This window comes from Vibrio splendidus, assembly GCF_001557875.1.
GTDB lineage: Bacteria > Pseudomonadota > Gammaproteobacteria > Enterobacterales > Vibrionaceae > Vibrio > Vibrio splendidus_F.
Window position 1 is genome coordinate 36,763 of record NZ_LNRF01000015.1, and the last position, 20,952, is coordinate 57,714.

At 44.3% G+C, this 20,952-nt stretch carries 25 protein-coding genes; 11 read left to right on the top strand and 14 right to left on the bottom strand.

Annotation, left to right across the window (positions count from 1 at the left end; all coding sequences use genetic code 11):
• Positions 1-53 precede the first annotated feature (53 nt).
• The 9 genes from ATB74_RS22240 to ATB74_RS22280 form a co-directional block, all read right to left on the bottom strand.
• On the bottom strand, positions 54-1,601 hold the full coding sequence (locus ATB74_RS22240) for an HAL/PAL/TAL family ammonia-lyase (protein WP_061019765.1): 1,548 nt from the start codon (positions 1,599-1,601) through the stop codon (positions 54-56).
• The gene (locus tag ATB74_RS22245; protein ID WP_061019766.1) at positions 1,579-3,387 is read right to left on the bottom strand and encodes a glycosyltransferase family 2 protein; all 1,809 of its coding nucleotides are present in this window, start codon (positions 3,385-3,387) and stop codon (positions 1,579-1,581) included. The genes ATB74_RS22240 and ATB74_RS22245 overlap by 23 nt, the downstream gene beginning before the upstream one ends.
• Positions 3,380-3,742, bottom strand: a complete 363-nt coding sequence (locus tag ATB74_RS22250; RefSeq protein WP_060983607.1) for a hypothetical protein — start codon at positions 3,740-3,742, stop codon at positions 3,380-3,382. The genes ATB74_RS22245 and ATB74_RS22250 overlap by 8 nt, the downstream gene beginning before the upstream one ends.
• An 88-nt stretch (positions 3,743-3,830) precedes the next feature.
• Complete coding sequence (locus tag ATB74_RS22255) at positions 3,831-5,219, bottom strand: AMP-binding protein (RefSeq protein ID WP_061019767.1); 1,389 nt, start codon at positions 5,217-5,219, stop codon at positions 3,831-3,833.
• A 6-nt stretch (positions 5,220-5,225) separates the two neighbouring features.
• Positions 5,226-5,783 (bottom strand): septation protein IspZ, encoded by a 558-nt coding sequence (locus tag ATB74_RS22260; RefSeq protein WP_061019768.1) that lies wholly within the window; start codon positions 5,781-5,783, stop codon positions 5,226-5,228.
• Positions 5,783-6,040, bottom strand: a complete 258-nt coding sequence (locus tag ATB74_RS22265) for an acyl carrier protein (RefSeq protein ID WP_004739745.1) — start codon at positions 6,038-6,040, stop codon at positions 5,783-5,785. The genes ATB74_RS22260 and ATB74_RS22265 overlap by 1 nt, the downstream gene beginning before the upstream one ends.
• Before the next feature lie 10 nt (positions 6,041-6,050).
• Positions 6,051-6,311, bottom strand: a complete 261-nt coding sequence (locus ATB74_RS22270; RefSeq protein ID WP_004736154.1) for a phosphopantetheine-binding protein — start codon at positions 6,309-6,311, stop codon at positions 6,051-6,053.
• A gap of 105 nt (positions 6,312-6,416) precedes the next feature.
• The gene (locus ATB74_RS22275; RefSeq protein ID WP_061019769.1) at positions 6,417-7,187 is read right to left on the bottom strand and encodes a lysophospholipid acyltransferase family protein; all 771 of its coding nucleotides are present in this window, start codon (positions 7,185-7,187) and stop codon (positions 6,417-6,419) included.
• Positions 7,187-7,933 carry a beta-ketoacyl synthase chain length factor gene (locus tag ATB74_RS22280; RefSeq protein ID WP_179946937.1) on the bottom strand — a complete coding sequence of 249 codons (747 nt, stop codon included), beginning with the start codon at positions 7,931-7,933 and terminating at the stop codon, positions 7,187-7,189. Before ATB74_RS22280 ends, ATB74_RS22275 begins: the two co-directional genes overlap by 1 nt.
• 72 nt (positions 7,934-8,005) lie before the next feature.
• On the opposite strand from ATB74_RS22280, the gene ATB74_RS22285 reads away from it, so the two are divergent.
• The 3 genes from ATB74_RS22285 to ATB74_RS22295 are packed head-to-tail and all read left to right on the top strand — an operon-like array spanning position 8,006 to position 10,763.
• On the top strand, positions 8,006-8,395 hold the full coding sequence (locus ATB74_RS22285; protein WP_061019771.1) for a hypothetical protein: 390 nt from the start codon (positions 8,006-8,008) through the stop codon (positions 8,393-8,395).
• 28 nt (positions 8,396-8,423) lie between these two features.
• Positions 8,424-9,497 carry a methyltransferase gene (locus tag ATB74_RS22290; RefSeq protein WP_060983613.1) on the top strand — a complete coding sequence of 358 codons (1,074 nt, stop codon included), beginning with the start codon at positions 8,424-8,426 and terminating at the stop codon, positions 9,495-9,497.
• 24 nt (positions 9,498-9,521) lie between these two features.
• A complete protein-coding gene (locus ATB74_RS22295) occupies positions 9,522-10,763 on the top strand; it encodes an NAD(P)/FAD-dependent oxidoreductase (RefSeq protein ID WP_061019772.1) in 1,242 nt (413 codons plus the stop codon).
• 128 nt (positions 10,764-10,891) lie between these two features.
• Here ATB74_RS22295 and ATB74_RS22300 read toward each other — a convergent pair whose 3' ends face one another.
• Positions 10,892-11,398 (bottom strand): hypothetical protein, encoded by a 507-nt coding sequence (locus tag ATB74_RS22300; protein ID WP_061019773.1) that lies wholly within the window; start codon positions 11,396-11,398, stop codon positions 10,892-10,894.
• A 139-nt stretch (positions 11,399-11,537) separates the two neighbouring features.
• Positions 11,538-12,671 carry a flagellar assembly protein FlgT gene (locus tag ATB74_RS22305; RefSeq protein ID WP_017064138.1) on the bottom strand — a complete coding sequence of 378 codons (1,134 nt, stop codon included), beginning with the start codon at positions 12,669-12,671 and terminating at the stop codon, positions 11,538-11,540.
• A gap of 192 nt (positions 12,672-12,863) precedes the next feature.
• Between ATB74_RS22305 and ATB74_RS22310 the strand changes: the two genes are divergently transcribed.
• Positions 12,864-13,499 (top strand): FlgO family outer membrane protein, encoded by a 636-nt coding sequence (locus tag ATB74_RS22310; RefSeq protein ID WP_004736167.1) that lies wholly within the window; start codon positions 12,864-12,866, stop codon positions 13,497-13,499.
• A 9-nt stretch (positions 13,500-13,508) separates the two neighbouring features.
• Positions 13,509-13,940, top strand: a complete 432-nt coding sequence (gene flgP / locus ATB74_RS22315; RefSeq protein WP_060983616.1) for a flagellar assembly lipoprotein FlgP — start codon at positions 13,509-13,511, stop codon at positions 13,938-13,940.
• 249 nt (positions 13,941-14,189) lie between these two features.
• Here the strand turns inward: flgP and ATB74_RS22320 are convergent, their stop codons facing one another.
• The 3 genes from ATB74_RS22320 to flgA all read right to left on the bottom strand — a co-directional run bounded on the left by ATB74_RS22320 (position 14,190) and on the right by flgA (position 15,924).
• Entirely contained in the window at positions 14,190-14,615 is a 426-nt protein-coding gene (locus ATB74_RS22320) for a flagella synthesis protein FlgN (protein ID WP_017064136.1), read from the bottom strand.
• A gap of 66 nt (positions 14,616-14,681) precedes the next feature.
• On the bottom strand, positions 14,682-14,999 hold the full coding sequence (flgM, locus tag ATB74_RS22325; protein ID WP_060983617.1) for a flagellar biosynthesis anti-sigma factor FlgM: 318 nt from the start codon (positions 14,997-14,999) through the stop codon (positions 14,682-14,684).
• 178 nt (positions 15,000-15,177) lie between these two features.
• A complete protein-coding gene (gene flgA, locus ATB74_RS22330) occupies positions 15,178-15,924 on the bottom strand; it encodes a flagellar basal body P-ring formation chaperone FlgA (RefSeq protein WP_061019774.1) in 747 nt (248 codons plus the stop codon).
• A gap of 77 nt (positions 15,925-16,001) precedes the next feature.
• On the opposite strand from flgA, the gene ATB74_RS22335 reads away from it, so the two are divergent.
• From ATB74_RS22335 to flgE, 6 genes are all read left to right on the top strand, one after another.
• Complete coding sequence (locus ATB74_RS22335; RefSeq protein WP_048609568.1) at positions 16,002-16,928, top strand: chemotaxis protein CheV; 927 nt, start codon at positions 16,002-16,004, stop codon at positions 16,926-16,928.
• Positions 16,929-16,939: 11 nt separating this feature from the next.
• Positions 16,940-17,767, top strand: coding sequence for a protein-glutamate O-methyltransferase (locus tag ATB74_RS22340; protein WP_060983619.1), 828 nt, complete (start codon positions 16,940-16,942; stop codon positions 17,765-17,767).
• A gap of 256 nt (positions 17,768-18,023) precedes the next feature.
• Entirely contained in the window at positions 18,024-18,419 is a 396-nt protein-coding gene (gene flgB / locus ATB74_RS22345; protein ID WP_004736175.1) for a flagellar basal body rod protein FlgB, read from the top strand.
• Between the two features lie 4 nt (positions 18,420-18,423).
• Positions 18,424-18,837, top strand: a complete 414-nt coding sequence (flgC, locus tag ATB74_RS22350; protein WP_017631739.1) for a flagellar basal body rod protein FlgC — start codon at positions 18,424-18,426, stop codon at positions 18,835-18,837.
• Between the two features lie 17 nt (positions 18,838-18,854).
• Positions 18,855-19,568 (top strand): flagellar hook assembly protein FlgD, encoded by a 714-nt coding sequence (gene flgD, locus ATB74_RS22355; protein WP_010439286.1) that lies wholly within the window; start codon positions 18,855-18,857, stop codon positions 19,566-19,568.
• A 49-nt stretch (positions 19,569-19,617) separates the two neighbouring features.
• Positions 19,618-20,922, top strand: coding sequence for a flagellar hook protein FlgE (gene flgE / locus ATB74_RS22360; protein WP_048609567.1), 1,305 nt, complete (start codon positions 19,618-19,620; stop codon positions 20,920-20,922).
• The last annotated feature ends 30 nt before the right edge of the window (positions 20,923-20,952 follow it).

The following is a 20,952-nucleotide window of genomic DNA, read 5'->3' on the forward strand; positions in this document are numbered from 1 at the left end:
GCGTAAAGGGTTGGTTACTATATGAACTTAGCTATTTTATGAGGTTAGCTACTCTATGAGTAAAGTGACCAGTGCTGACTTTGAATACGAGCAATAAAGTGGCGTAGATCGCCTTCAAGCGGGCGATCCTCGACAATAAATTCAAACTCTTTCAGTACTTCATCGCGAATGTGCTTTAGGTTTTCACTCATGTGGTGCTCATCAAGTTCATTGTGGCGTTTACGAAGCTCAAGCGCTTGAGTACCAGCTAGGAGTGATGCGGCCGCTACTTGTTCAGTGAGTTCTAGAACACGTAGACAATCACGAGCCGCAATGGTGCCCATGCTGACTTTATCTTGGTTGTGACACTCAGTTGAGCGAGAGAATACGCTTGCTGGCATGGTGTGTTTCAATGCTTCTGCTGTCCAAGCTGAAACGCCAATTTGTACTGCTTTAAAGCCGTGGTTGATTGGCTTACGTTCACCTTCTGCGCCTGTTAGGTTAAATGGCAAGCCGTTATTGAACTTGTAGTCCATTAACTGCGCCATTTGGCGATCAAGTAGATCTGCTAGGTTGGCTACCGCTGTTTTTAGTGTATCCATCGCCATAGCGATATGACCACCGTAGAAGTGTCCACCGTGCAGCACGCGCTCGTTGTCACCGTCGATAATCGGGTTGTCGTTAGCACTGTTTAGTTCGTTCTCGATCATTTGGCGTAGCCAAGGTAGAGAGTCTTGAACCACACCGATAACATGTGGAGCACAGCGCAGAGAGTAACGATCTTGTAGGCGGTCACTGTTACGTGGCGGGCGATCGGCTTGCAGGTCATCACGTAGCCATGCCGCAACTTGCTGCTGGCCTGGATGTGGTTTAACAGCAAATAGCGCTTCATCGAAGTGGAAGTCGTTGCCATGCATGCCGACAGATACCATTGCGGTGATCTTAGTTGATAGCTGAGCTAGGTATTCTGCGCGTTTGTAGGCGATACAAGCCAGTGCCGTCATCACTGATGTACCATTCATCAATGCTAAGCCTTCTTTTGGCTTAAGTTTAATAGGGCTAATGCCTAGCTCTTTGTAGACATCACTGGTTGGGCGAACTTCACCCTTGTAGATAACATCGCGCTCGCCGATCAGGGCTGCAGCTAAGTAAGAGAGAGGCGTCAAGTCGCCACTAGCACCAACAGAACCTTCTTGCGGAATACGCGGTGAAATATCTTGGTTGATCAGGGTAACGATTTGATTGAGCAGATCGTGAGTCACACCGGAGACACCTTGCGACAACGAACAAAGACGCGTTGCTAATACTGCACGAGCTTGCTCATGAGACAGTATTTCACCTAAGCCACAACCGTGGAAGCGTGTTAGATGTAATGGCAATTCATCAACAAGGTTTGGTGGAATTGCTACGGTACATGAATCTCCGTAACCCGTTGTCACGCCATAAATCACGCCTTCTTCTTTCAACAGGCGTTCTAAGAAAGCGACACCTCGGTCGATCTTAGATGTGAACTCGTTACTTGAGTTCATCGAGGCTTTTGCGCCCTGTGAAATAGCGACAACATCCTCAATCGTGAGGCGTTCGGCACCAAAAGTGATGCTATTTGGATTCTTTTTCGTCATGGTGCTGGTTGCTCAATGTCCAAAAGTTAAAAAAGTTGTACCACTGAAGCGGTGCTTGCAGTGTGTAGTGCTGAAGTCGGTTCGCATATCTTTGCACGACTTGCTGTAAAGATTGTTCACGAGTCTTTCTTGGTAGCTCGATCTTGTCGCTAAAATGCTCGAAATAGACATTAAAGTGCGGCTTAGTTTGTGAGTCATCACGTAGGCCAAACAGTAAAAATACGGGGGCTTTTAGCACAGAGGCTAACATAAATGGACCTTGAGGGAATGGAGCTTCCTTACCTAAGAACTCAGCCCATACTGAGCGGCTCTCTTTGCTGGTGGAAGTTCTATCGCCAACAATTACGAGCCATTCTCCTTGCTCCAACTTCTGTTGTAATAAGATAGCCGTATCTGGCCCCATCGATGTCACTTGAATCAGGTTTAAATCAGACTGCGGGTTAACTGCTTTCATTACTGAATTAAAACGTTCAGCGTGCTCAGTGAAAACCAGAGCGTTGATTTTAATGTTCGAGTGTCTGCGGCCTAAAGCGCGACACAACTCGATGTTGCCTAGGTGAGAACCCAAAATCAGCACACCTTGCTTATTTTCCACCATACTCTCAAATTGCTCTTGACCATGAATGGTCAGGTTATCGACCGAAAAGTCTCCTTTCCACGCGGCTAGCTTGTCTAGCATAGTATGACCAAACGAGAGCAGATGGTTATAACTGTTTAATTCAGCGGGTAACTCTATATTTTGCTGTTCCGCATAGGCTTTCAATTGAAACAAGTATTGTTCAGAAGCGTTTCGCGCGCGCTTGCCGGTTAAGTGGTAGTAACGCATCACACCACGCAAAATCAGGTTAAATACACCGCGACCTAATAGGGTATAAACCGCCAACAGCAGTTTGATGCCGATTACGGTGCCGCGTTCTTGAGTGCGAGACCAATGGGGTTGTTCTGACTCGTTGTTGTTTGATCCAGTCGATGAATCTTGTTTTTGACCACTTTCAGCAGACGTTGATTTGAAATGGCGAGCAATCAGCTTGGGAGCTCTTGGCAGCATGCCGAAGAACAGACGCGTATGCATCCAACTGATTTTGACGTTATCCCACAACGCATCGAAATGAGAGATGCCGTTTTCAGGGTAGATAACTCGAGTTTCAACGAAGTCGATGTCACAACCTTCCCAATACAGGCGAACCAAAATCTCGATATCGAAGTCCATTCTCGAACCAATATCGTACTTATTCAACACTGTTTGAGTTTGGTTGATGGGATACGCTCTAAAGCCACACATGCTGTCTTTAATTGATAAAGAAAGGGTTTCTATCCATACCCAAATGTGTGTCGCGTAGCGCCCATAGAGCCTTGCCTTGGGCACGCTGTCATCGTAGATAGGCTGACCTGATATCAAGCGCTGGGGGTTGTCTTGCGAAGTTTGGATTAATGCGGGTAGTGCTTCTAGGTCGTGTTGCCCATCTGCATCGATCTGGATGGCATGACTAAAGCCGAGCTCTTGCGCTCGCTTGATGCCAGCTTTTACTGCGCCGCCTTTGCCTTGATTCTGTTCAAGCGTCACCAAAGTCACGTGTGAGTTTTCCGCTAGGGGAGTCAGAAACTGTTTGGTCGCGAGCTCACTGCCATCGTCAACGATGATGATAGGTAACTCAAAATGATGGAGTGACGACACCACTTCAGGCATGGTTACGCCATGGTTAAAGCACGGGATAAGGAAGCAAGCGTTGTAGCTGCTTTCTTTTGTTTGGTGCTGAGAAGTAGCCTCGACGGGAGTGCTATTCACTTTTCTCTCCCAGCTTCATTTTGCCTGAAGAGTGGGTCTGTTCACCGCTGTTTGAGGTGTAACTGAAGCTCAGCTTGTTTTTGTCAGCATCCCATTTGAGTGATAGCTGAATTGTAGCGTCAGGCAGGATAGGCTCTTGGAACTTGATGACTTCCATGCCTTTGAAGAAACCAGGGACGTTTAGCTCTTGGACAGCGTAGTGAAGTGCCCAATCAATTTGCGTGACGCCCGGTAGAATTGGGAAGCTCTTGAAGTGTCCCTTAAAATCGGTGATATCTCCGCTAACATGGAGTGTCAGGGTCGATTCATTCTCTACCGTGTTTACAGCAATGATGTTTGGTTTTCTTTTATCCATAGGGCGTGCTTAGAATCCTTGGGCAAATATTGGTTCTTTGACAAAAATATAAAAAGATAATCTCAGTGTAAAATACGATCAGCGGTTTCTATGATTTTATTAGCTGTTCTATGTGAGATGTTAATCGCTTACCTTGGCTGTTGAGGGGAATCTCATCGACAACACGGTACTTTCTTGGGATAGCGATTGGCTCTAACCACTTTCTTAGCTCTGTGCGCAGCATCAACCAGAATTTACCTTTGCTCATGGTCGATAGAGCGGCTTGGCCTTCATCTGATAATACCAAAACAGAGGCTAAGATTAATCGCTCAGGCTCCTCAAATGGAATCACCACGCACTCACTTATCCAAGGCAGTTGCTCCAGTCGTTTCTCCACTTCAACCAGTGATACTCGTTTTTCTTCTATCTTGATTACTCGATCAGTTCGGCCCTTCAAAATGAATTGATTGTCCGAGACCATTTCGCACTCATCAGCGGTTTGATACCAGTTGTTTTTATCTATGTAGGGCGACAATAACTTAATGCAATTCTCACTGTTGAGACTAGCCTCAATACAGTCAAAAAGCTGCCAAGGGGTTTGAGCGTTCTCTTGTTGGCGAAAAGCGATGCCACCGGTCTCTGTGCTGCCAAATACCTCGATAGGTAAATGTCCTAGTAGATCTCGTGACTGGTGAGCCGACTCGGTAGGCAATGGGCCACCCGAAGAGAAGATTCCGGCAAGTTGTACCTTGTTGGTCTCATGCTTTAATCGCTTCAGTAGCGCAGGGCTGCTGATCAGAACACAGTTTTTATTGGCATGAGACAGAATTTGTTCAGGGTACTCGAGGTTGTTGCGAGCAAATGGAACACCAGAGCAGAGTGGCCATAAAATTCTAAACAGTAAACCATAGATATGTTGGTGCGAGACCGTACTTTGGACTCGGTTATTCTTGAGTAATTCGCCCCAGTTTTTGTTTAACTGAGCGGTCTCAATATCTAGGTGTTCTAACGTTTTATCTATCGCTTTTGGCGTACCGCTTGAACCTGAAGTAAACAGAGTTAATGGGACTGTTGCCAAATCAATGGTCGTAAGAGCATCGGTTAGAGGCTTTTGTAGTTCGGTGCTTGAGTCCAATAAGGTTTGGATATTGCGAACGTCACTCACCTCAACTTCGCCAATCGAGTCATCAACTAGCAGGCAATCAAACTGTTCACTTAACTCAGCAAGTGCACAAGGTTGGTAGTTACCCGGTAAGATGATGTGTTTGTTAGCTGCTGCACACGCCAAAAATGCTATCGAAAATAGGTAGCTATCTTGGGTACAAATCGCAACTCGTTGACAAGGGGATGAAGATAAAAGGTGCACGAGTTGAGATAAGTCGTCGTTAAAGGCTTGCCACGTAATCTCACTATTGTCGTCAAAGCAGACAATAGATTCAGGGGCTCTGTTCTGGCTGAGAAGTTCAGACAACGAGGTGTAAGATACGGTTTGGGTCATAACAATTTAACTCTGACGAATGCGCTGTCTTACTACCCACTCCCCTGCAAAGAGCACCCCTGCAAACAGATAGCTGAGTAAGCCATTGTAGAGGGTCCATACTTCTAGCGGTTGGAAGCAGGTGTAAAAAGCAATAGAGCCGTTGATAACGAAGAACAAGCACCAGACTTTGGTGACTTTTCTGGTGTAATCAATGCCACTTTGTGGAAGATCAGGCTCTTGAAGGCGAGCAAGACGCTCGATAATCGTTTGCGGTTGCCATAGGCTTGAAGCGAACACAACCAGCATACAGACATTAACGATGACGGGATAATAAGTTAACCAGCCATGCTGCTTAAAGGTTAAACCTAATACCAGTAGAACAATTCCGGCACTTCCACTGATCCAAGCTAGGTGCTTTAGCTCTTTAATTTTAGCCTGACCGCCGGTAAAAATGCGGACAGCAAAGATAACGGCCAAGGCAATACCTACGGTTTGTAGGCCAAACTTGTTGAGTCCAAAGTAAACCGCTATTGGATAAGTGAAAAGTATGATTGCCGACAATAAAGTCAGCAGAGGACGCATTAGGCGTCCTTCAATAGTTCAACTACAGATTCGACAACGTCATTAACGGTGCGTACTGCTTTGAACTCTTCAGGTTTGATCTTCTTACCTGTTACATTCTGCAGGTGGACGACCAAATCAACCGCATCAATGCTGTCTAGGTCTAGATCGAGATAAAGGTGTGCTTCAGGGGTGATATCTTCCGCATCAAGCTCGAACAGCTCAATAAGCGCATCTTTAACCTGGTTGTATACTTCTTGTTGGTTAGCTTGTGTCATAAAGATCTGTCTAGTTGTTCGTTTGAGAAGAGATGTAGTTCGCTAGATTTTCAACTGACGCAAAGTGCTGTCGAGTATTTGAATCGTCGGCATCAATAACAATGTTGTACTTTTTCTTGATAGCAAGGCCAAGCTCAAGGGCATCGATAGAATCTAGTCCAAGTCCATCACCAAATAGTGGAGCTTCCGTTTCAATCTCATCAATACTCATGTCTTCAAGGTTCAATGCGTCGATGATCAGTTGTTTCAGTTCGTTGTGTAATGTTTCCACTTTGGCCTACTTAATGCTTTATCTGAATGCTGCTTTAAGGGGGCGATTCTACATTATGCGAGGTATTTTCGAAATGCTGATATCGCCAGTTGTTTTATTGGTGAGCTAAATACTTTCTTCGGAAGGGAAAATAGTCTGTGCAAGATGATGATTAAGGCGTCTTGCTGCCGAAGTTAAGTTATTTGAATTCTCAATAAATGGTGCGACGTCTATTTTACCTTTCACCGCGATATGAAAAAAGGGTTTCATAGCAGGAACTTGATACCATTTTTTCTCTTTCGTTAAGAATGTCGGAGAAACCGTAATATGAATCACACGTAAATCGGTTTGTGTGCGAGTGGCAATTTGTGCGGCGCCACGCTGTAAGGATGGTTCAATTCCGGGTGTTGTGCGAGTTCCTTCGGGAAAAACAAGCAAGACATTGCCGCGTGAGAAGCGCTCTTCACAGCGCTCTAACAGATCGTCAGGTGCCTGGTTAGGTATATACCCTGCTGCTTTGACGATCCTCTTCATAAATGGGTTTTCCCATATAGCGGCTTTAACTAAACAATCACATTGAGGAAGCTGAGAGGCGATCAGTACATAGTCAATCAAACTAGGGTGGTTGGCGACGATAATGCAGTTACGGTCGTTACGCAGTAGTTCTGCACCATCAATTCGGTAATCAATTGCCCCGGTGAACTTCATGATCTGGCAAAACGCATTGAATGAGAAACGTATTAATCGCTGTGCTTTAAGCTCTCTTTTAATGGTATTGGGAGTCATTAAAGCGATAGTAGGTAAGATTATGAAGCTTAATACTAAGCCACCGAGACCAAAGATGGTAAAGCAGAGCCCTGTCGCGAATACTCGCCAATATTGGTCGACTTTTCCCATTATAGTGCCTCAGTTTTTGTGTTATTTACCCACGACCATTGTTGGTGCTTGCTCGCAATAGTCCAACGTTGCATATTCTGAAGGATGTTCTGCAGTGTTTGTAGGCTCTGTGGTAAGTCAGGCGTTGATTTGTCACTGGTAACTGCCCTTGAAACCGAATAGTCACTGCCCGCGGTTAGCACTATACCCAGCGCATAATCAGCAAAGTTCTGTGTTTCGTACTCTTGGTAGAGCTCGGGCAGAGGTTGGTCGAAATCAACCACCAGCACACGGTGTGACGGATACTGGTGAAGGTAAAGATAGGCTTCAATCAGCGCGTTATGGAAAGTATCTTGCCCTGCGGCTATTGAGGACAGTGGAATCGGTGCTTTTGCGGCAATGGTTGTTAATCCCGCTGCTGTATTGTGCACTGACTGCGAGAATGCCATTGGAGAGGCGTCGTCACCTTCCAATATCGACTGAATTAAAGTAGCGGTTCGGTGTAGCTCACCATGTCGGCTAGAGAACACTAGATAATCAATAGGGGTGTCTTTTAACAGGGTTAATGCGGTTTGGACGGCAAGTTTGCTTTGCACACTCATTCGGCGGCGCATCATTGGAGCGATGGCTTTAAATTCAGTAGAGCCATCTTGAGGCCAGTCTAAATTAGTGCTCCACGCTTGCCATTCGGCAACGGAATTGAGGCCGGCCGAATTTGCAGACCATTTCTCAATATTAAACGACATTAATTGGGATTGATTTGACATAGAGTATTGATTTGCTTTGGGTCTAACTAAATACTATACGTGCTTATAAATAAACACAGATAAGGAATTTAAATGAAATTACTAAAAATAGCCGTTTCAATGTTATTCATATTCGTTCTTGCAGGATGTGGACGTGTCCAACCTGTAATGAATGTTGAGGATACTCCAGTTGCACTGAATCTTCAAAGTAAACAGGTGAAATCAGCTATTTATGAATCTGCTGAAAACAGAGGCTGGTTGATTTCAGAAATAAAACCAGGCTTGCTCCGTGCTGAGCTGTATGTTCGCTCGCACCATGCAGTGGTTGATATTCCATATACTGATAAGTTTTACTCTATTCTTTACGTTGAGTCAGAGAATTTGAAGTACGACGATGGTGAAATACACCGTAATTACAACCGTTGGGTTAATAACTTAAACGTTGATATTAAACGCAAGCTTGCACAAATGGCAGCTGAGTAATCCTCTATTATTTAAAGTTAGGTTTTTCGTGTCAGAATATAAATCAGATCCATTCAATGCATTAGAAGCAAAAACAGAAGCACAAAAATTGTCTTTCGCGCCTATCGTTTTTCATACTGCTCGCACACTGCGTGATTTAGGTATTTTAAAGGCCTTAGATGACGCGAATAATGATGGTTTACCAGCGGAGAGTATCTCGAAATTAACGGGTGTATCCGAGTATGGCGTGAAAGTTCTGCTCGATATGGCGTTAAGTGCACATATTGTTACTTGGGACAAACCTAACTACAAAATTGCCAATCTTGGCTTCTACCTTTTGCACGATGGAATGACCAACGCAAACATGGATTTTACTGCCGATGTTTGTTATGCCGCGATGATGCATCTAACCGAAGCCATTGAAGAGGGCACACCTGCTGGCCTGAAAGAGCTTGGCGATTGGGAAACCATTTACCAAGGCTTGTCTCAATTACCAGAAAAAGCAAAAGAGAGCTGGTTTAAGTTCGATCACTTTTATTCAGATCGCTCATTTCCTGTGTTACTTGAGAAAGTTTTTAGTAAGAAACCTAAATCGCTGGTGGATATTGGTGGTAACACGGGGAAGTGGGCGATGCAGTGTTGTAACCACGACTCAGACGTTGAGGTGACAATTGTTGATTTGCCACAGCAGCTAGAAATGGCTATGGCAAACGCAACGCAGCACGGTCATCAAGATCGAGTAACGCCATTCCCGGCCAACATGCTGGATAAACAGCAAACTCTGCCAACGGGCGCCGATGTATGGTGGATGAGTCAGTTCCTTGATTGTTTCTCGCCAATGGAGATTCTGAGCATATTAAAGCGTGTTCGATCTCATATGTCAGAAGAAGCGACCGTCTATATCCTTGAATTGTTTTGGGATGCACAGAAATACGATGCGGCTTCTTATAGCTTAAATGCGACGTCTCTTTATTTTACTTGTCTCGCAAATGGCAACAGCCGCTTTTACCGTAGTGAAGATTTCCTAGAGATCGTTGAAGAAGCTGGCTTTGAAGTGGTGACTCGTACCGACGATATTGGCCTTGGTCACACGCTTCTTGAATTGAAAGCTGGCGCGCAATAAAAATAACAAACATGGCTTAAATTAATGAAAAAACTGTCTACTCAAGTGGTGATCATCGGAGCAGGGCCGTCAGGGTCGATTGCTGCATCTTTGCTTCATAGAAAAGGTATCGATGTTCGAGTGATTGAAAAGAGCGTTTTCCCCCGTTTTTCTATTGGCGAAAGCCTATTACCAGCTTGCATGGAAGTGATAGATCAAGCTGGTATGAGCGAAGCTGTCGCGAATGCTAACTTCCAATTTAAAGATGGTGCGGCTTTTCGGAATAATGGTGTTTATACAGCATTTAATTTTGAAGATAAGTTCTCTTCTGGACCGGGAACGACATTTCAGGTTCAGCGAGGTGCCTTTGATAAGGTGTTAGCTGATTGTGCTGAAGAGCAAGGCGTTGCCATAGATTACCAGCATGAGTTGATGGGCATTAACTTCGCAGAAGATCGCACCATCCTAGATGTACAAGTGCAGGGTGGCGAGCGTTATCAGTTAGAAGCTAAATATGTTCTGGATGGCAGTGGTTTTGGTCGCGTGCTACCAAAAATGCTTAACTTGGAAGAGCCGTCATCGCTCCCTCCACGCAAAGCTATTTTCACGCACATTAACGATCATATTTCAGAGGTCGAGACCGAACTTGAATACGATCGCAATAAAATCTTGATCTCAGTACACCCAACCAATCCTGATGTTTGGTACTGGTTGATTCCATTTAGCAATGGTGTCTCTTCGTTTGGTGTTGTAGGTGAGCCGAAGTTCTTTGAATCATACCCAGAAGACAAGGTTGCTGCTCTTAAACAACTGGCAATGGAAGAGCCGGGTTTAGCTGAGATTCTGGCTAATGCAGAGTACCCTAACCCTGCGGGTGAAATCGGTGGCTATTCTGCTAACGTAAAACATCTCGCAACGGATAAATACGCACTGCTTGGTAATGCTGGTGAGTTTCTTGACCCTGTCTTTTCATCAGGAGTGACGATAGCGATGAAGTCGGCTCAGTTTGCGGTTGAGTGTGTGGAAAAACAACTTAACGGCGAAGAGGTCGATTGGGAGTGCGATTATGCCGATCCGTTGATGGTTGGCGTAAACACCTTTAGAACATATGTTGAGGGGTGGTACTCTGGTACGCTGCAGGATGTGATTTTTTATCAAAATCCAAACCCGAAGATTAAGCAGATGGTGTGCTCAATTTTGGCTGGCTACGCATGGGATCAAACCAACCCTTATGTGAAAGAGTCAAAGCGTCGATTGGCGACACTGGCTGAGATATGCCGAAACTAGGTAATCGACTTTGTATGTAGCAATACTCTAAATTGTCACGATGGTTCGTCATAAATTAAAAACAGCCGCAATGTGCGGCTGTTTTTGTATCTGAAAAATATGGGTGGTCAACTTAATCGGATTTAAGCCTACTTCAGGTCGATGCTGTTCAATCGTCCCATAAATATAAGCAGTTCAATTACGTCTTTGTGAGCATCAAGCAGTGCGCGTTTGGTTTGGCTATAAGCGGCAAGTCGGCCGTGCTTTCTGATTGAACATACCTTGGTTTTGTATTTATAGTCGCCGTTTTCCGAGAATACACGCCACTTAGCGATGTAGCACTCGTCGCGGTGCTCAGGATCACTCTGAGTTGGGTTAGGCTTAAATACAATTTTAGGTTCTAAACTGTGAGGCAGACGCGTCATAAGATAGGGCTCTCTGAGAACCTTAGGCCAAAATTTCCCCCAAAGCTGTCTACCCAGTTCGTCTCTTAATTTGATGGTTTTCTTTAGTGCCTTGTCTTCACCCATACGAACAAAGCCGACCGAACGGTGTAGCACCTTATCTTCGGGAGTATGAATGTGGATTTTAAAAGCGGTTTTGCCTTTCGAGATAAAGCGGTAACCGGTAGCACCAATTAGATTATTCTGACTCATAGCTTGCTAAGTGATGATTATGTTATTAATAAGATTACGACAAATACCGCGAAACCGAAACTAATCCCCATGAAAAAAATAAAGCCTTAGTACTTTTGCTAAGGCTTTATTAGAAACTATGAAACGAGAGTGTCGTTAACTACATGATTTTTTGCATTACATCACCAATTTGAATGCTTCCTGCAAGGCTTGGTTGGTCGATCGTAAGTTCTGCTTCGTTCTCGTAAACACGAGAAACCGTCAGCGTGATGTCGCTTTGCGACACTTTATTGCGCGGCAAGCCTCGTTGGTCGATAAACGAACCTGTGTGCCATAGCTGCAGTTTGTCACCTTGTTGTACACCGTGCATTCGACCTAAATCAATAGTCACCGTGTTACCAAATACCGCTGCAACCTCTGGAAGCGTGATCTTACATGACACTTCCGATTCCAAGTCCAACATAATATTGCGGCTAACACGCAGCATCATACTGCCGTAGGTTGATGCCCAGAAACGGGCACTGCGGGTGTCGACTTCACTTGTCTTAGCAAATGGCCACTTTGCCACTTCACGATAGCTACGGTTGTAAACCTGATGTCCTGTTTTACCATCGAAGACTTGCATCTCTAAAGCAAACTGACGATTGATGATGTCGTCTTTCAAAAGTTTGGACTCGATGGTCGCGGTTAAATCGGTAATGTCGCCACCAATGATGTACTGCGCGCCAGTGTCTTGGGCGATCATTTTGATCACCTCAGGTCGACGTTTGTCGATGTCGTAATTGGTCGTGCCAACGGAAACAAAGCTGCGAGACTCTTGTGCTAGCTGTCGATCCACGACATGGCCAAAATCATCGCCAATATTATAGATTCTGCCCATTACCGCTTGTTGTGGGGAGGTCACATCAATGTTGCCGACCAAAAATGTCTTTTTATATTGGCTCTCATGGCAAGCATTTGCCGAAGGATAGATATCGATCCTTGCAGTGATCATTATATTGCCACTGCGTTTTTTCTCTTTTTCTACCAAAATGTAGCGCACTTCATGATTGGTAAATTGAAACTCTTTCTTGTTTGCGTCGAGGTAGGGCGTGAGGTTGGAGATACTACCAATATCAGCACCTGAGAACTGGATCGCTTTATATACCGCGTCTTCCAGAGCATGAACCCTTGCCGTTTCCTCTGAGGATACGATGGCTGCGGTACCGGTAACTTCATACCAAGAGGCATGAGCACTGAAGCTTATGGTTATCAGTGAACTTATTGAAAATAAGTAAGAAATTATTTTTTTCATCTATTCGTTACCAGTTGGGTATAAATATTGCTTAACAAATAACTATAAGCTTGAAGCTGACTTAAGTGCGTTTTTCTTAATCTGAACCATTAATGAAAAGCAAAGACTGTTCCAACATTGTAATCCATTGAAAAGAATAATGGTGAGAACATATTGGAACAGGTAGCACTAAAACTATCTGGAGATAAGATAATGAAAAAATGGCTCGTAGTAATGAGTGTCATGTTGTTGACCTCATGCGCTTATTCGCCAATCTATAACGGCAAGTCTGAATATTCAGGCAGTCAGTTTATGTTGATGGACAGCCCTCGTCATACTATGGATTTTTTCGTGGAAAGTATGACTGAAGATTTGATCATTTCGAATACAAGTATTTCAGCTAGAACGCCGATAGCGATCACTTCGTTTGTTGATCTGCAACATATGGATACAACGAATTGGCTAGGAAACTCGGTATCAGAAGGCTTCATTCATCAGTTTCAGCGTCGTGGCTTCAAGGTTGTTGATTTCAAAACAACCGGTTCTATTCAAGTGACTCACCAAGGTGACTTTGCGTTAAGCCGCGATTGGAAAGACTTAGCTCAAGAGCAAGACGTTCAATACGTACTGACAGGCACTATGCTTCGCCAAGAAGGCGGTGTGTTAGTAAATGCCCGTGTTGTTGGTATGCAAACTCGTATTGTTGTGGCGTCTGCACAGGGCTTCTTACCTGCGGATCGTATTGGCCGTGACCTAGATACTCTGAATAGTATTCGAACTCAAGATGGTGTCATTATTCGCTCTGATCCAACGATGACCCAGCCTTATACTGTTATTCTTCGCCCTTAGGAGTTCGAGATGAAGAAGTTAATATTTGTTGTTGCCGCTTTACTGCTTGTCGGCTGTCAACCACTGCAAAACATGAGGCCAGACGATTTCTTGGTTGCCGTTGGTTATGCAAGTATCAGTGAACAAAAAGGGCGCAACGACGAAGAGAAGCGCATCCGCGCAATGAGAGCTTCAAAAATTGATGCTTACCGTGAACTTGCTGAGCAAGTCTATGGTATGCGAGTGAGTGGTCGAGCAGAGCTTGAAGATCAACGCCTTGGTACAGAACGTACTTCTGGTGCGGTTGATGGTGTAATTCGTGGCGCAGAAGTAGTACGCAGTTACCCTGTAGGTGATAGTTATGTCACTGAGCTTCAGCTCGATATCCGTAAGATGGAACAACTACGTAATTACGGCGAAGTTCAGCCAGTGCCTGAGAAGAGACAACAAACGTTGTTCTAGCTTAATGATCATCTAGTTATAGGCTTATCCAGTTATATTGGCTGTTACTCGCTTTCCAGATGGCGTATCGGCAACCAATAACTCATATGAATAAGAAAGCGGCAAGTATGAAAATACTTGCCGCTTTTTTGTGTTTATCGTTTTATTGGGTGTATTTACAGATGTAGTAGGGTGCTAATGAGAGGGGTAAGAAGAGTAGGCTGAGATACAGATACAAGTAAGAAGGGGGAGGCAAGAAGATTAGCCCAATTAGGCTTTTACATTGGTTCCCAGCGTAGAAATGGTATGTGTTTGGCCACCTGCATTGTAGGTCATGCCAATTTTACCGTGGCTTTGTTGCATCATATTGCTGAGCTTTTTGAAGCTAAGGTGCGCTCGATTCAAGGCTTCGCCATTAACAAGGTTCGCTTGCTGACAATCGTGCACAATGGACTGGATCTTTGTGACTAACTGAGCAAGTTCAGGATTCTCGGTCAGTTCTGAGATATTGGTATGGGCAGCGATTCGTTGATCGGTTGATCTTAGCTGTTCAACAAGAACCACTTTTTCTTTGGCGATTCGCTCAATATCGTTTGATTGACGGCTCGTAATAGCAGTTTTCTCTGAACTCAATAATTCAGATAAGGCTTTGGCATTTTGAAGTTGAAAATTAACTAAATCTGCTAGTGCCGCCATAACGTAAACCTATTCATAACCTCGTGTACTTTAAGACAATAACTTCAATGAAAAGTGAGTGTTTGCTTAAAGGCCTTTTAATTCATCTTCGAACTTGATCATGTTGTCAGCCAGTTTTTCTGGATCAACTGTATATGAACCGTTCGCAATCGCTTCTTTTATCGCCGCAACTTTTACAGAATCAAAGCTTGGTTGTGCTGCCATATCTTGGTGGAGCTGACCAATCGCTTTGCCTTGTTGGCTAAGTGAAACCGCATCTTTGCTTGCTGGTGATTTAGTTGATACATCAGAGCGTGATGCCTCAGAACTAGAATCAGAGCGTACTGCTGATCGGTTAGTGGTCGTTAGGGATTGCCCTGAACGAATATTATCAATGCCTGCCATAGTTAAGCCTTTTTCTTCAAAAATGGGAACCTGTACAGTCAATATCGACCAAGGGTTCGAATACTTTAGCAATTTTTAGCTCAATAGTCGAAAAGGGACAAAACACCGCCGCCGTTATATTTGGCGTTAGAGTTGAGAGTAAAGCAGCTAACGATACCGTCAATTTAGAAGTAGATAGTTAAAAGTAAACTGTGACTTCAGACATGCTGGTAACAATCCCCTCAATTATACGCTGTGATTTATCATTTTTCACTCTTACTTGATCGCCCATAGAGCCATCGGTAAGTGCTGTGCCTTTGGTGGTAATGGTCATGCCACCTTTTACTGCCTGTATGATAACCTTCTCGTTTCGGCATACGACACAGATATCGCCTCTTTCGACAACGTCACCCGGCCTTAGGTTCTTTTTTACCTTGGCGCCGATAACTTGTTGTGGAGCTGTGAAGCCTTGACGACGGAATTTGTTAAGAGAAATCATCGCGGTTGTCACATCGTATTGACCGATAATTTCGCCTCTCGCTAGTGCTCTTGTACTCGTCACAAGCGGCACCGACATCGAAAGGCGTACCGGCACATAAACTCGCCACTCATCAGGAACACATTGCACTAAAACCGTAATACTGCTGCGGGTATTGGTGGTGGTTGAGGCGCTTGTCTCAAGAGGAACCGGGCAGTCTGTTGCTTTGATTCTTGAGTCAATATTTGCTGAATTAACAAAGAGTTCGCCACCTCGTGGCTGTTCAACGGTATCAAGGATGTGTTGCTCCGCCGCAGACTGAATCATCTCAATTTGTTCTGGGGTCGCAGCTTGCACAAAAAAACTAAACAATATTGATAAAATGCCGATAAACTTAGCGACAGTTTTAAAAGTAGCTCTACACATTGCTATGGAAAGAAGTGGCAAATTTGTTTTATAATACGTCATTCCGTTTCTCTGGTGGTTCGTAGCCTGCAGTAGACTAACACTTTTTATACAAAAAAGTTTGATATGGAGATGAGCTCATGACGGGTATTCTTGATTCAGTGAATCAGCGTACGCAACTCGTCGGTCAAAACCGATTAGAATTATTAACCTTTCGCCTAATGGGGCGTCAGCGTTACGGCATTAATGTCTTTAAAGTAAAAGAAGTGCTTCAATGCCCTAAGTTGACGAAGATGCCAAATTTAAACCCACTGGTTAAAGGTGTCGCACACATTCGTGGTCAAACGATCTCTGTGATTGACTTGAGCTTAGCGATTGGTGGCCGTCCAACAACGGATGTTGAAAAGTGTTTTGTGGTTATCTCTGAATTTAACAGAACCATTCAAGGTTTCTTGGTAAGTTCAGTAGAGCGCATTATTAACATGCACTGGGAATCTATTCTTCCGCCGCCGGATGGCGCAGGTAGAGCTAACTACCTGACAGCGGTAACCAACATTGACAATGAATTGGTAGAAATTCTTGATGTTGAGAAGATCCTTGCAGAAATTTCGCCTGTTGATGAAACAATGGATAGCAAGATTGCTGAAGACATTGCGAAAGTAGAGCAAGAGAAAGAATTGGTTCGCCGTATCTTGATTGCTGATGACTCGACCGTTGCTCGTAAGCAGGTTCAACGTGCTATTGAGTCGATTGGTTTTGAAGTTATCTCTGTGAAAGATGGTAAAGAGGCCTATGAGAAGCTGGTGCAGATGTCATCAGAAGGCAGTATTTACGATCAGATTTCATTAGTGATTTCAGATATCGAAATGCCAGAAATGGATGGATATACGTTAACTGCTGAGATTCGTCGTCACGCCGAACTTAAAGATCTATACGTAATTTTACACTCATCGTTGAGTGGTGTATTTAACCAAGCCATGGTTGAACGCGTAGGAGCTAACTCCTTCATCGCGAAATTCAACCCTGATGAGCTTGGTGCAGCGGTAAAAGCTGCGTTAACTAACTAAAAGAGACATTAATGACTGCTATAACAATAAGTGATCAAGAGTATCGCGATTTCAGCCGTTTCTTAGAATCTCAATGTGGCATTGTATTAGGTGACAGCAAACAGTACTTGGTACGCAGTCGTCTAAGCCCATTAGTAGCGAAGTTTAATTTAGCTTCTCTATCTGATCTATTGAGAGACGTAGTAACAGGTCGAAACCGTGAGCTGCGTGTGGCTGCTGTCGATGCCATGACGACGAACGAGACACTTTGGTTCCGAGATACTTACCCGTTTGCTGTGCTTGCGGATAAACTTCTACCGGAAATAGCGGCAAATAAGCGTCCTATTAAGATTTGGTCTGCGGCAAGCTCCTCAGGCCAAGAAGCATACTCAATGGCAATGACGATTCTTGAAACTCAAGCTCGTAAGCCGGGTATGTTGCCAAATGTATCGATTACTGCAACCGACATCTCAGCAAGTATGTTGGATATGTGCCGTACAGGCGCGTACGACAACCTTGCATTGGGACGTGGACTTTCTCCTGAGCGTCGTCGTACCTTCTTTGAAGATGCGGGCGATGGTCGTATGAAAGTGAAAGATAACGTTAAGCGCATGGTGAACTTCCGCCCTCAGAACCTGATGGACAGCTATGCCTTGTTAGGCAAGTTCGACATTATTTTCTGTCGTAACGTGCTGATTTACTTCTCACCTGATATGAAGTCAAAAGTACTTAACCAGATGGCAAACAGCCTCAACCCTGGTGGTTACCTATTATTGGGTGCGTCTGAATCATTAACAGGCTTAACGGATCGTTTTGAAATGGTTCGCTGTAATCCAGGCATCATCTACAAATTAAAGTAATGAGTAGCACCAGTATAAGGTGCGACGTTACTGTTTAAATTCAAAACCCAGCCAAGTGCTGGGTTTTCTTTTGCCCGCTTAAGCTATATCTTTAAGTCAGAGTGACATTCCAATTTACTCTGTTTTTTTGGCTTGTATATTGCAGGTTTACCCATGAGTAACCTGTAAAAGTATAGATAGACCGCTTTGTTTTAAAAGTTGGTATATATATTGCTTTGGTTATTTCATAACAGTCAGTTCTTGAGTTGAGGTTTACATGGCTATTTCTTTTGACAATGCTTTAGGCATTCACCAGCACACAGTTGGTGTACGTGAGCGTAACGCTGAGGTGCTTTCCACCAATATCGCGCAAGCAAACACGCCTGGGTATAAAGCAAAGGGATTAGACTTTAAGAAATCACTGCAAGCGGCAAGTTCTGGGGCAAGCATTGGTCTTAGCCGTACAGATGGTCGGCACATTTCTGCCTCAACAACGGTGAACGGGGAAACGAAGTATCGAATTCCTACACAACCTGATACAGGAGATGGCAACACGGTTGATTTGGATTTGGAAAGAAACCTTTTCATGCAAAACCAAATTAGGCATCAAGCCTCTCTCGACTTCCTAGGAAGTAAGTTCAAGAATTTAACTAAAGCGATTAAAGGGGAATAATTAGATGAGCTTATTTAATGTATTCAATGTAACTGGTTCTGCGATGAGTGCTGAATCTGTTCGTCTAAATACGACCTCGAGTAACCTTGCGAACGCGGACAGTGTAAGTAGTTCTGCTGAAGAAACTTACAAGGCTCGTCACGCAGTGTTCGGCGCTGAGCTAAATCGAGCACGTAACAGTGACCACACTGTGCCTGTGAAAGTGTTAGGTATTGTAGAAAGCGATAAGCCGCTAAGCGCGGAGTACAACCCGGATCACCCATTAGCGAACAACGAAGGCTACATCTACAAGCCTAACGTGAACGTTATGGAAGAGATGGCAAACATGATTTCGGCATCACGTGCGTACCAAACGAACGTACAGGTTGCTGACTCGAGTAAACAAATGCTGCTGCGTACGCTGCAGATGGGTCAATAAGGATAAGGAGGTAGCACATGGCTGGAATCAACAATAATGTTGGTCAAAGCGGCTTGTCCTATGTTGACCAGCTGAAGAGTCTTCAAGATGGCGCTAAGAAGCCCGATGAAACAACAGGTAAGCAGGATCTTAAACAAGAAGACTTCTTATCTTTGTTGACTAAGCAACTAGCACAACAAGACCCTTTCAAGCCGGTTAGCAATGACCAGATGATTGCGCAAATGGCTTCATTTGCGACCGTAGATGGCATTGGCAAAATGAATACACAGTTTGAAAGCTTGAATTCATCAATGACCTCTAACCAAGCACTTCAGGCATCCTCTTTGGTTGGTCGTGACGTATTGGTTCCTGGTGCGGCAGGTGTAAAGCCCGGTGATGGCGGTATGGCGGCAATGGTTAAGCTTCCTCAGGCAATGGACAATGTAATGGTCCGTGTTGAGAACGAAGTTGGTCAATTGGTTCGCACATTTGATATCGGCTCTAAACCATCTGGTGATACACGTGTTGAATGGGACGGAAAAGACGAAGACGGTAACCCATTGCCGGCCGGTAAATATAACGTGAAAGCGTCGGGTTTACTGGATGGCGAGAACACAGAGTTCCAAGTTTCCAGTTATGCGAACGTGAACAGTGTGCTTCTTGGTAAGGGTGATGGCAACGTACTACTCAATCTGGCTGGTTTCACATCGCCAGTACGACTTGCTGAAGTACTAGAAGTTGGTAAAGCGTAGCTCTTTATTGAGTGACTATGCTAGCTAGATAGATTAGGAGAATATTGGAATGTCATATGTAGCTTTAAGCGGCCTATCCGCTGCACAATTAGACCTGAATACAACCAGTAACAATATTGCGAACGCAAACACGTTTGGCTTTAAAGAGTCTCGTGCAGAGTTCGGTGATGTTTACTCAAACTCGTTGTTTACTAACGCAAAAACGACGTCAGGTGGTGGTGCGCAAGCTAGCCAAGTGGCGCAACAGTTCCACGAAGGTTCAAGTATTTATACGAACAACCCAATGGATTTGCGTGTAAGTGGTACAGGTTTCTTTGCAGTATCGAAAGATCGCATGGTGCCAGAGATTAACGAACTAACGCGTAATGGTGCATTTCACCTAAACAAAGACAACTACATGGTTACGGCTAATGATGAGTTTCTTTTAGGTTACGATGTTGATCCAAATTCGGGTGAAGTTCTTTCTTACGCGCCAAAGCCTCTCGACATTCCTGCTGAGTTTGGTAAGCCAAAACAGACAGAAAACATTGAAGTAGGGGTCAACCTTCCTGCAAATGGTGATCTTAAAGACCCGGCTGCATTTAACTACCAAGATGCTGATACTTATAACCGTGCAACGTCTTCGACGGTATACGATTCTATGGGTCAGTCTTACAAGTTAACGACTTACTACCTCAAAGATCAGACTCAACCAAACACTTGGCAAACGTACTACACCATGTCAGATGAGAATGGTGAGAAGCCATTGAACATTACTGGCGGTGATGCGACGAATGCAACAGGTCATGTTGGTCACACAATGAAGTTCAACAATGACGGTACGTTAGCAAGCCTAAACAGTGGTCAGCCAATTAACTCTGATCCTCTAGGTGCAGGTGCGAACCCAATTGACTTGAACGGTGCCGATCCAACACAGGTGCTTAAGTTTGGTCTGGACTCTTCAACTCAGTTTGCTGCTCCGTTTGAATTGACCAAGTTTGATGAAGATGGTGCGACAACAGGTTTCTTAACCAAAATCGATTTCGATGAGTACGGCAGTGTTCTGGGTACTTACTCAAATGGTGAAAACGTGATGCTTGGCCGTGTAGGCTTAGTTCGTGTACCAAACGAGCAAGGCCTAGATAAGAAAGGCGGTACTCAGTGGGATTCTACTAACGACTCTGGTGATAAAATCTGGGGTGAATCGAACAAAGGTTCATTTGGTAGCATCAACAACGGCTCACTAGAGCAATCGAACATCGATATGACTCAAGAATTGGTTGATTTGATTTCTGCTCAACGTAACTTCCAAGCGAACTCGCGTTCTCTAGAAGTACACAACCAACTGCAACAGAATATTCTTCAGATTCGTTAATCGTTTCGAGCGTTTGAATCATCTGCGAAT

What these genes read in the sequence shown, in the direction of transcription:
- flgE (WP_048609567.1), top strand. Translation starts at nt 19,618, where the DNA reads ATGTCATATGTAGCTTTAAGCGGCCTATCCGCTGCACAATTAGACCTG.
- ATB74_RS22340 (WP_060983619.1), top strand. Translation starts at nt 16,940, where the DNA reads ATGACTGCTATAACAATAAGTGATCAAGAGTATCGCGATTTCAGCCGT.
- ATB74_RS22335 (WP_048609568.1), top strand. Translation starts at nt 16,002, where the DNA reads ATGACGGGTATTCTTGATTCAGTGAATCAGCGTACGCAACTCGTCGGT.
- ATB74_RS22300 (WP_061019773.1), bottom strand. Translation starts at nt 11,398, where the DNA reads ATGAGTCAGAATAATCTAATTGGTGCTACCGGTTACCGCTTTATCTCG.
- ATB74_RS22275 (WP_061019769.1), bottom strand. Translation starts at nt 7,187, where the DNA reads ATGGGAAAAGTCGACCAATATTGGCGAGTATTCGCGACAGGGCTCTGC.
- ATB74_RS22280 (WP_179946937.1), bottom strand. Translation starts at nt 7,933, where the DNA reads ATGTCAAATCAATCCCAATTAATGTCGTTTAATATTGAGAAATGGTCT.
- flgC (WP_017631739.1), top strand. Translation starts at nt 18,424, where the DNA reads ATGAGCTTATTTAATGTATTCAATGTAACTGGTTCTGCGATGAGTGCT.
- ATB74_RS22295 (WP_061019772.1), top strand. Translation starts at nt 9,522, where the DNA reads ATGAAAAAACTGTCTACTCAAGTGGTGATCATCGGAGCAGGGCCGTCA.
- flgB (WP_004736175.1), top strand. Translation starts at nt 18,024, where the DNA reads ATGGCTATTTCTTTTGACAATGCTTTAGGCATTCACCAGCACACAGTT.
- ATB74_RS22260 (WP_061019768.1), bottom strand. Translation starts at nt 5,783, where the DNA reads ATGCGTCCTCTGCTGACTTTATTGTCGGCAATCATACTTTTCACTTAT.
- flgM (WP_060983617.1), bottom strand. Translation starts at nt 14,999, where the DNA reads ATGGCAGGCATTGATAATATTCGTTCAGGGCAATCCCTAACGACCACT.
- ATB74_RS22320 (WP_017064136.1), bottom strand. Translation starts at nt 14,615, where the DNA reads ATGGCGGCACTAGCAGATTTAGTTAATTTTCAACTTCAAAATGCCAAA.
- flgD (WP_010439286.1), top strand. Translation starts at nt 18,855, where the DNA reads ATGGCTGGAATCAACAATAATGTTGGTCAAAGCGGCTTGTCCTATGTT.
- ATB74_RS22305 (WP_017064138.1), bottom strand. Translation starts at nt 12,671, where the DNA reads ATGAAAAAAATAATTTCTTACTTATTTTCAATAAGTTCACTGATAACC.
- flgP (WP_060983616.1), top strand. Translation starts at nt 13,509, where the DNA reads ATGAAGAAGTTAATATTTGTTGTTGCCGCTTTACTGCTTGTCGGCTGT.
- ATB74_RS22285 (WP_061019771.1), top strand. Translation starts at nt 8,006, where the DNA reads ATGAAATTACTAAAAATAGCCGTTTCAATGTTATTCATATTCGTTCTT.
- ATB74_RS22310 (WP_004736167.1), top strand. Translation starts at nt 12,864, where the DNA reads ATGAAAAAATGGCTCGTAGTAATGAGTGTCATGTTGTTGACCTCATGC.
- ATB74_RS22250 (WP_060983607.1), bottom strand. Translation starts at nt 3,742, where the DNA reads ATGGATAAAAGAAAACCAAACATCATTGCTGTAAACACGGTAGAGAAT.
- ATB74_RS22255 (WP_061019767.1), bottom strand. Translation starts at nt 5,219, where the DNA reads ATGACCCAAACCGTATCTTACACCTCGTTGTCTGAACTTCTCAGCCAG.
- ATB74_RS22265 (WP_004739745.1), bottom strand. Translation starts at nt 6,040, where the DNA reads ATGACACAAGCTAACCAACAAGAAGTATACAACCAGGTTAAAGATGCG.
- flgA (WP_061019774.1), bottom strand. Translation starts at nt 15,924, where the DNA reads ATGACGTATTATAAAACAAATTTGCCACTTCTTTCCATAGCAATGTGT.
- ATB74_RS22240 (WP_061019765.1), bottom strand. Translation starts at nt 1,601, where the DNA reads ATGACGAAAAAGAATCCAAATAGCATCACTTTTGGTGCCGAACGCCTC.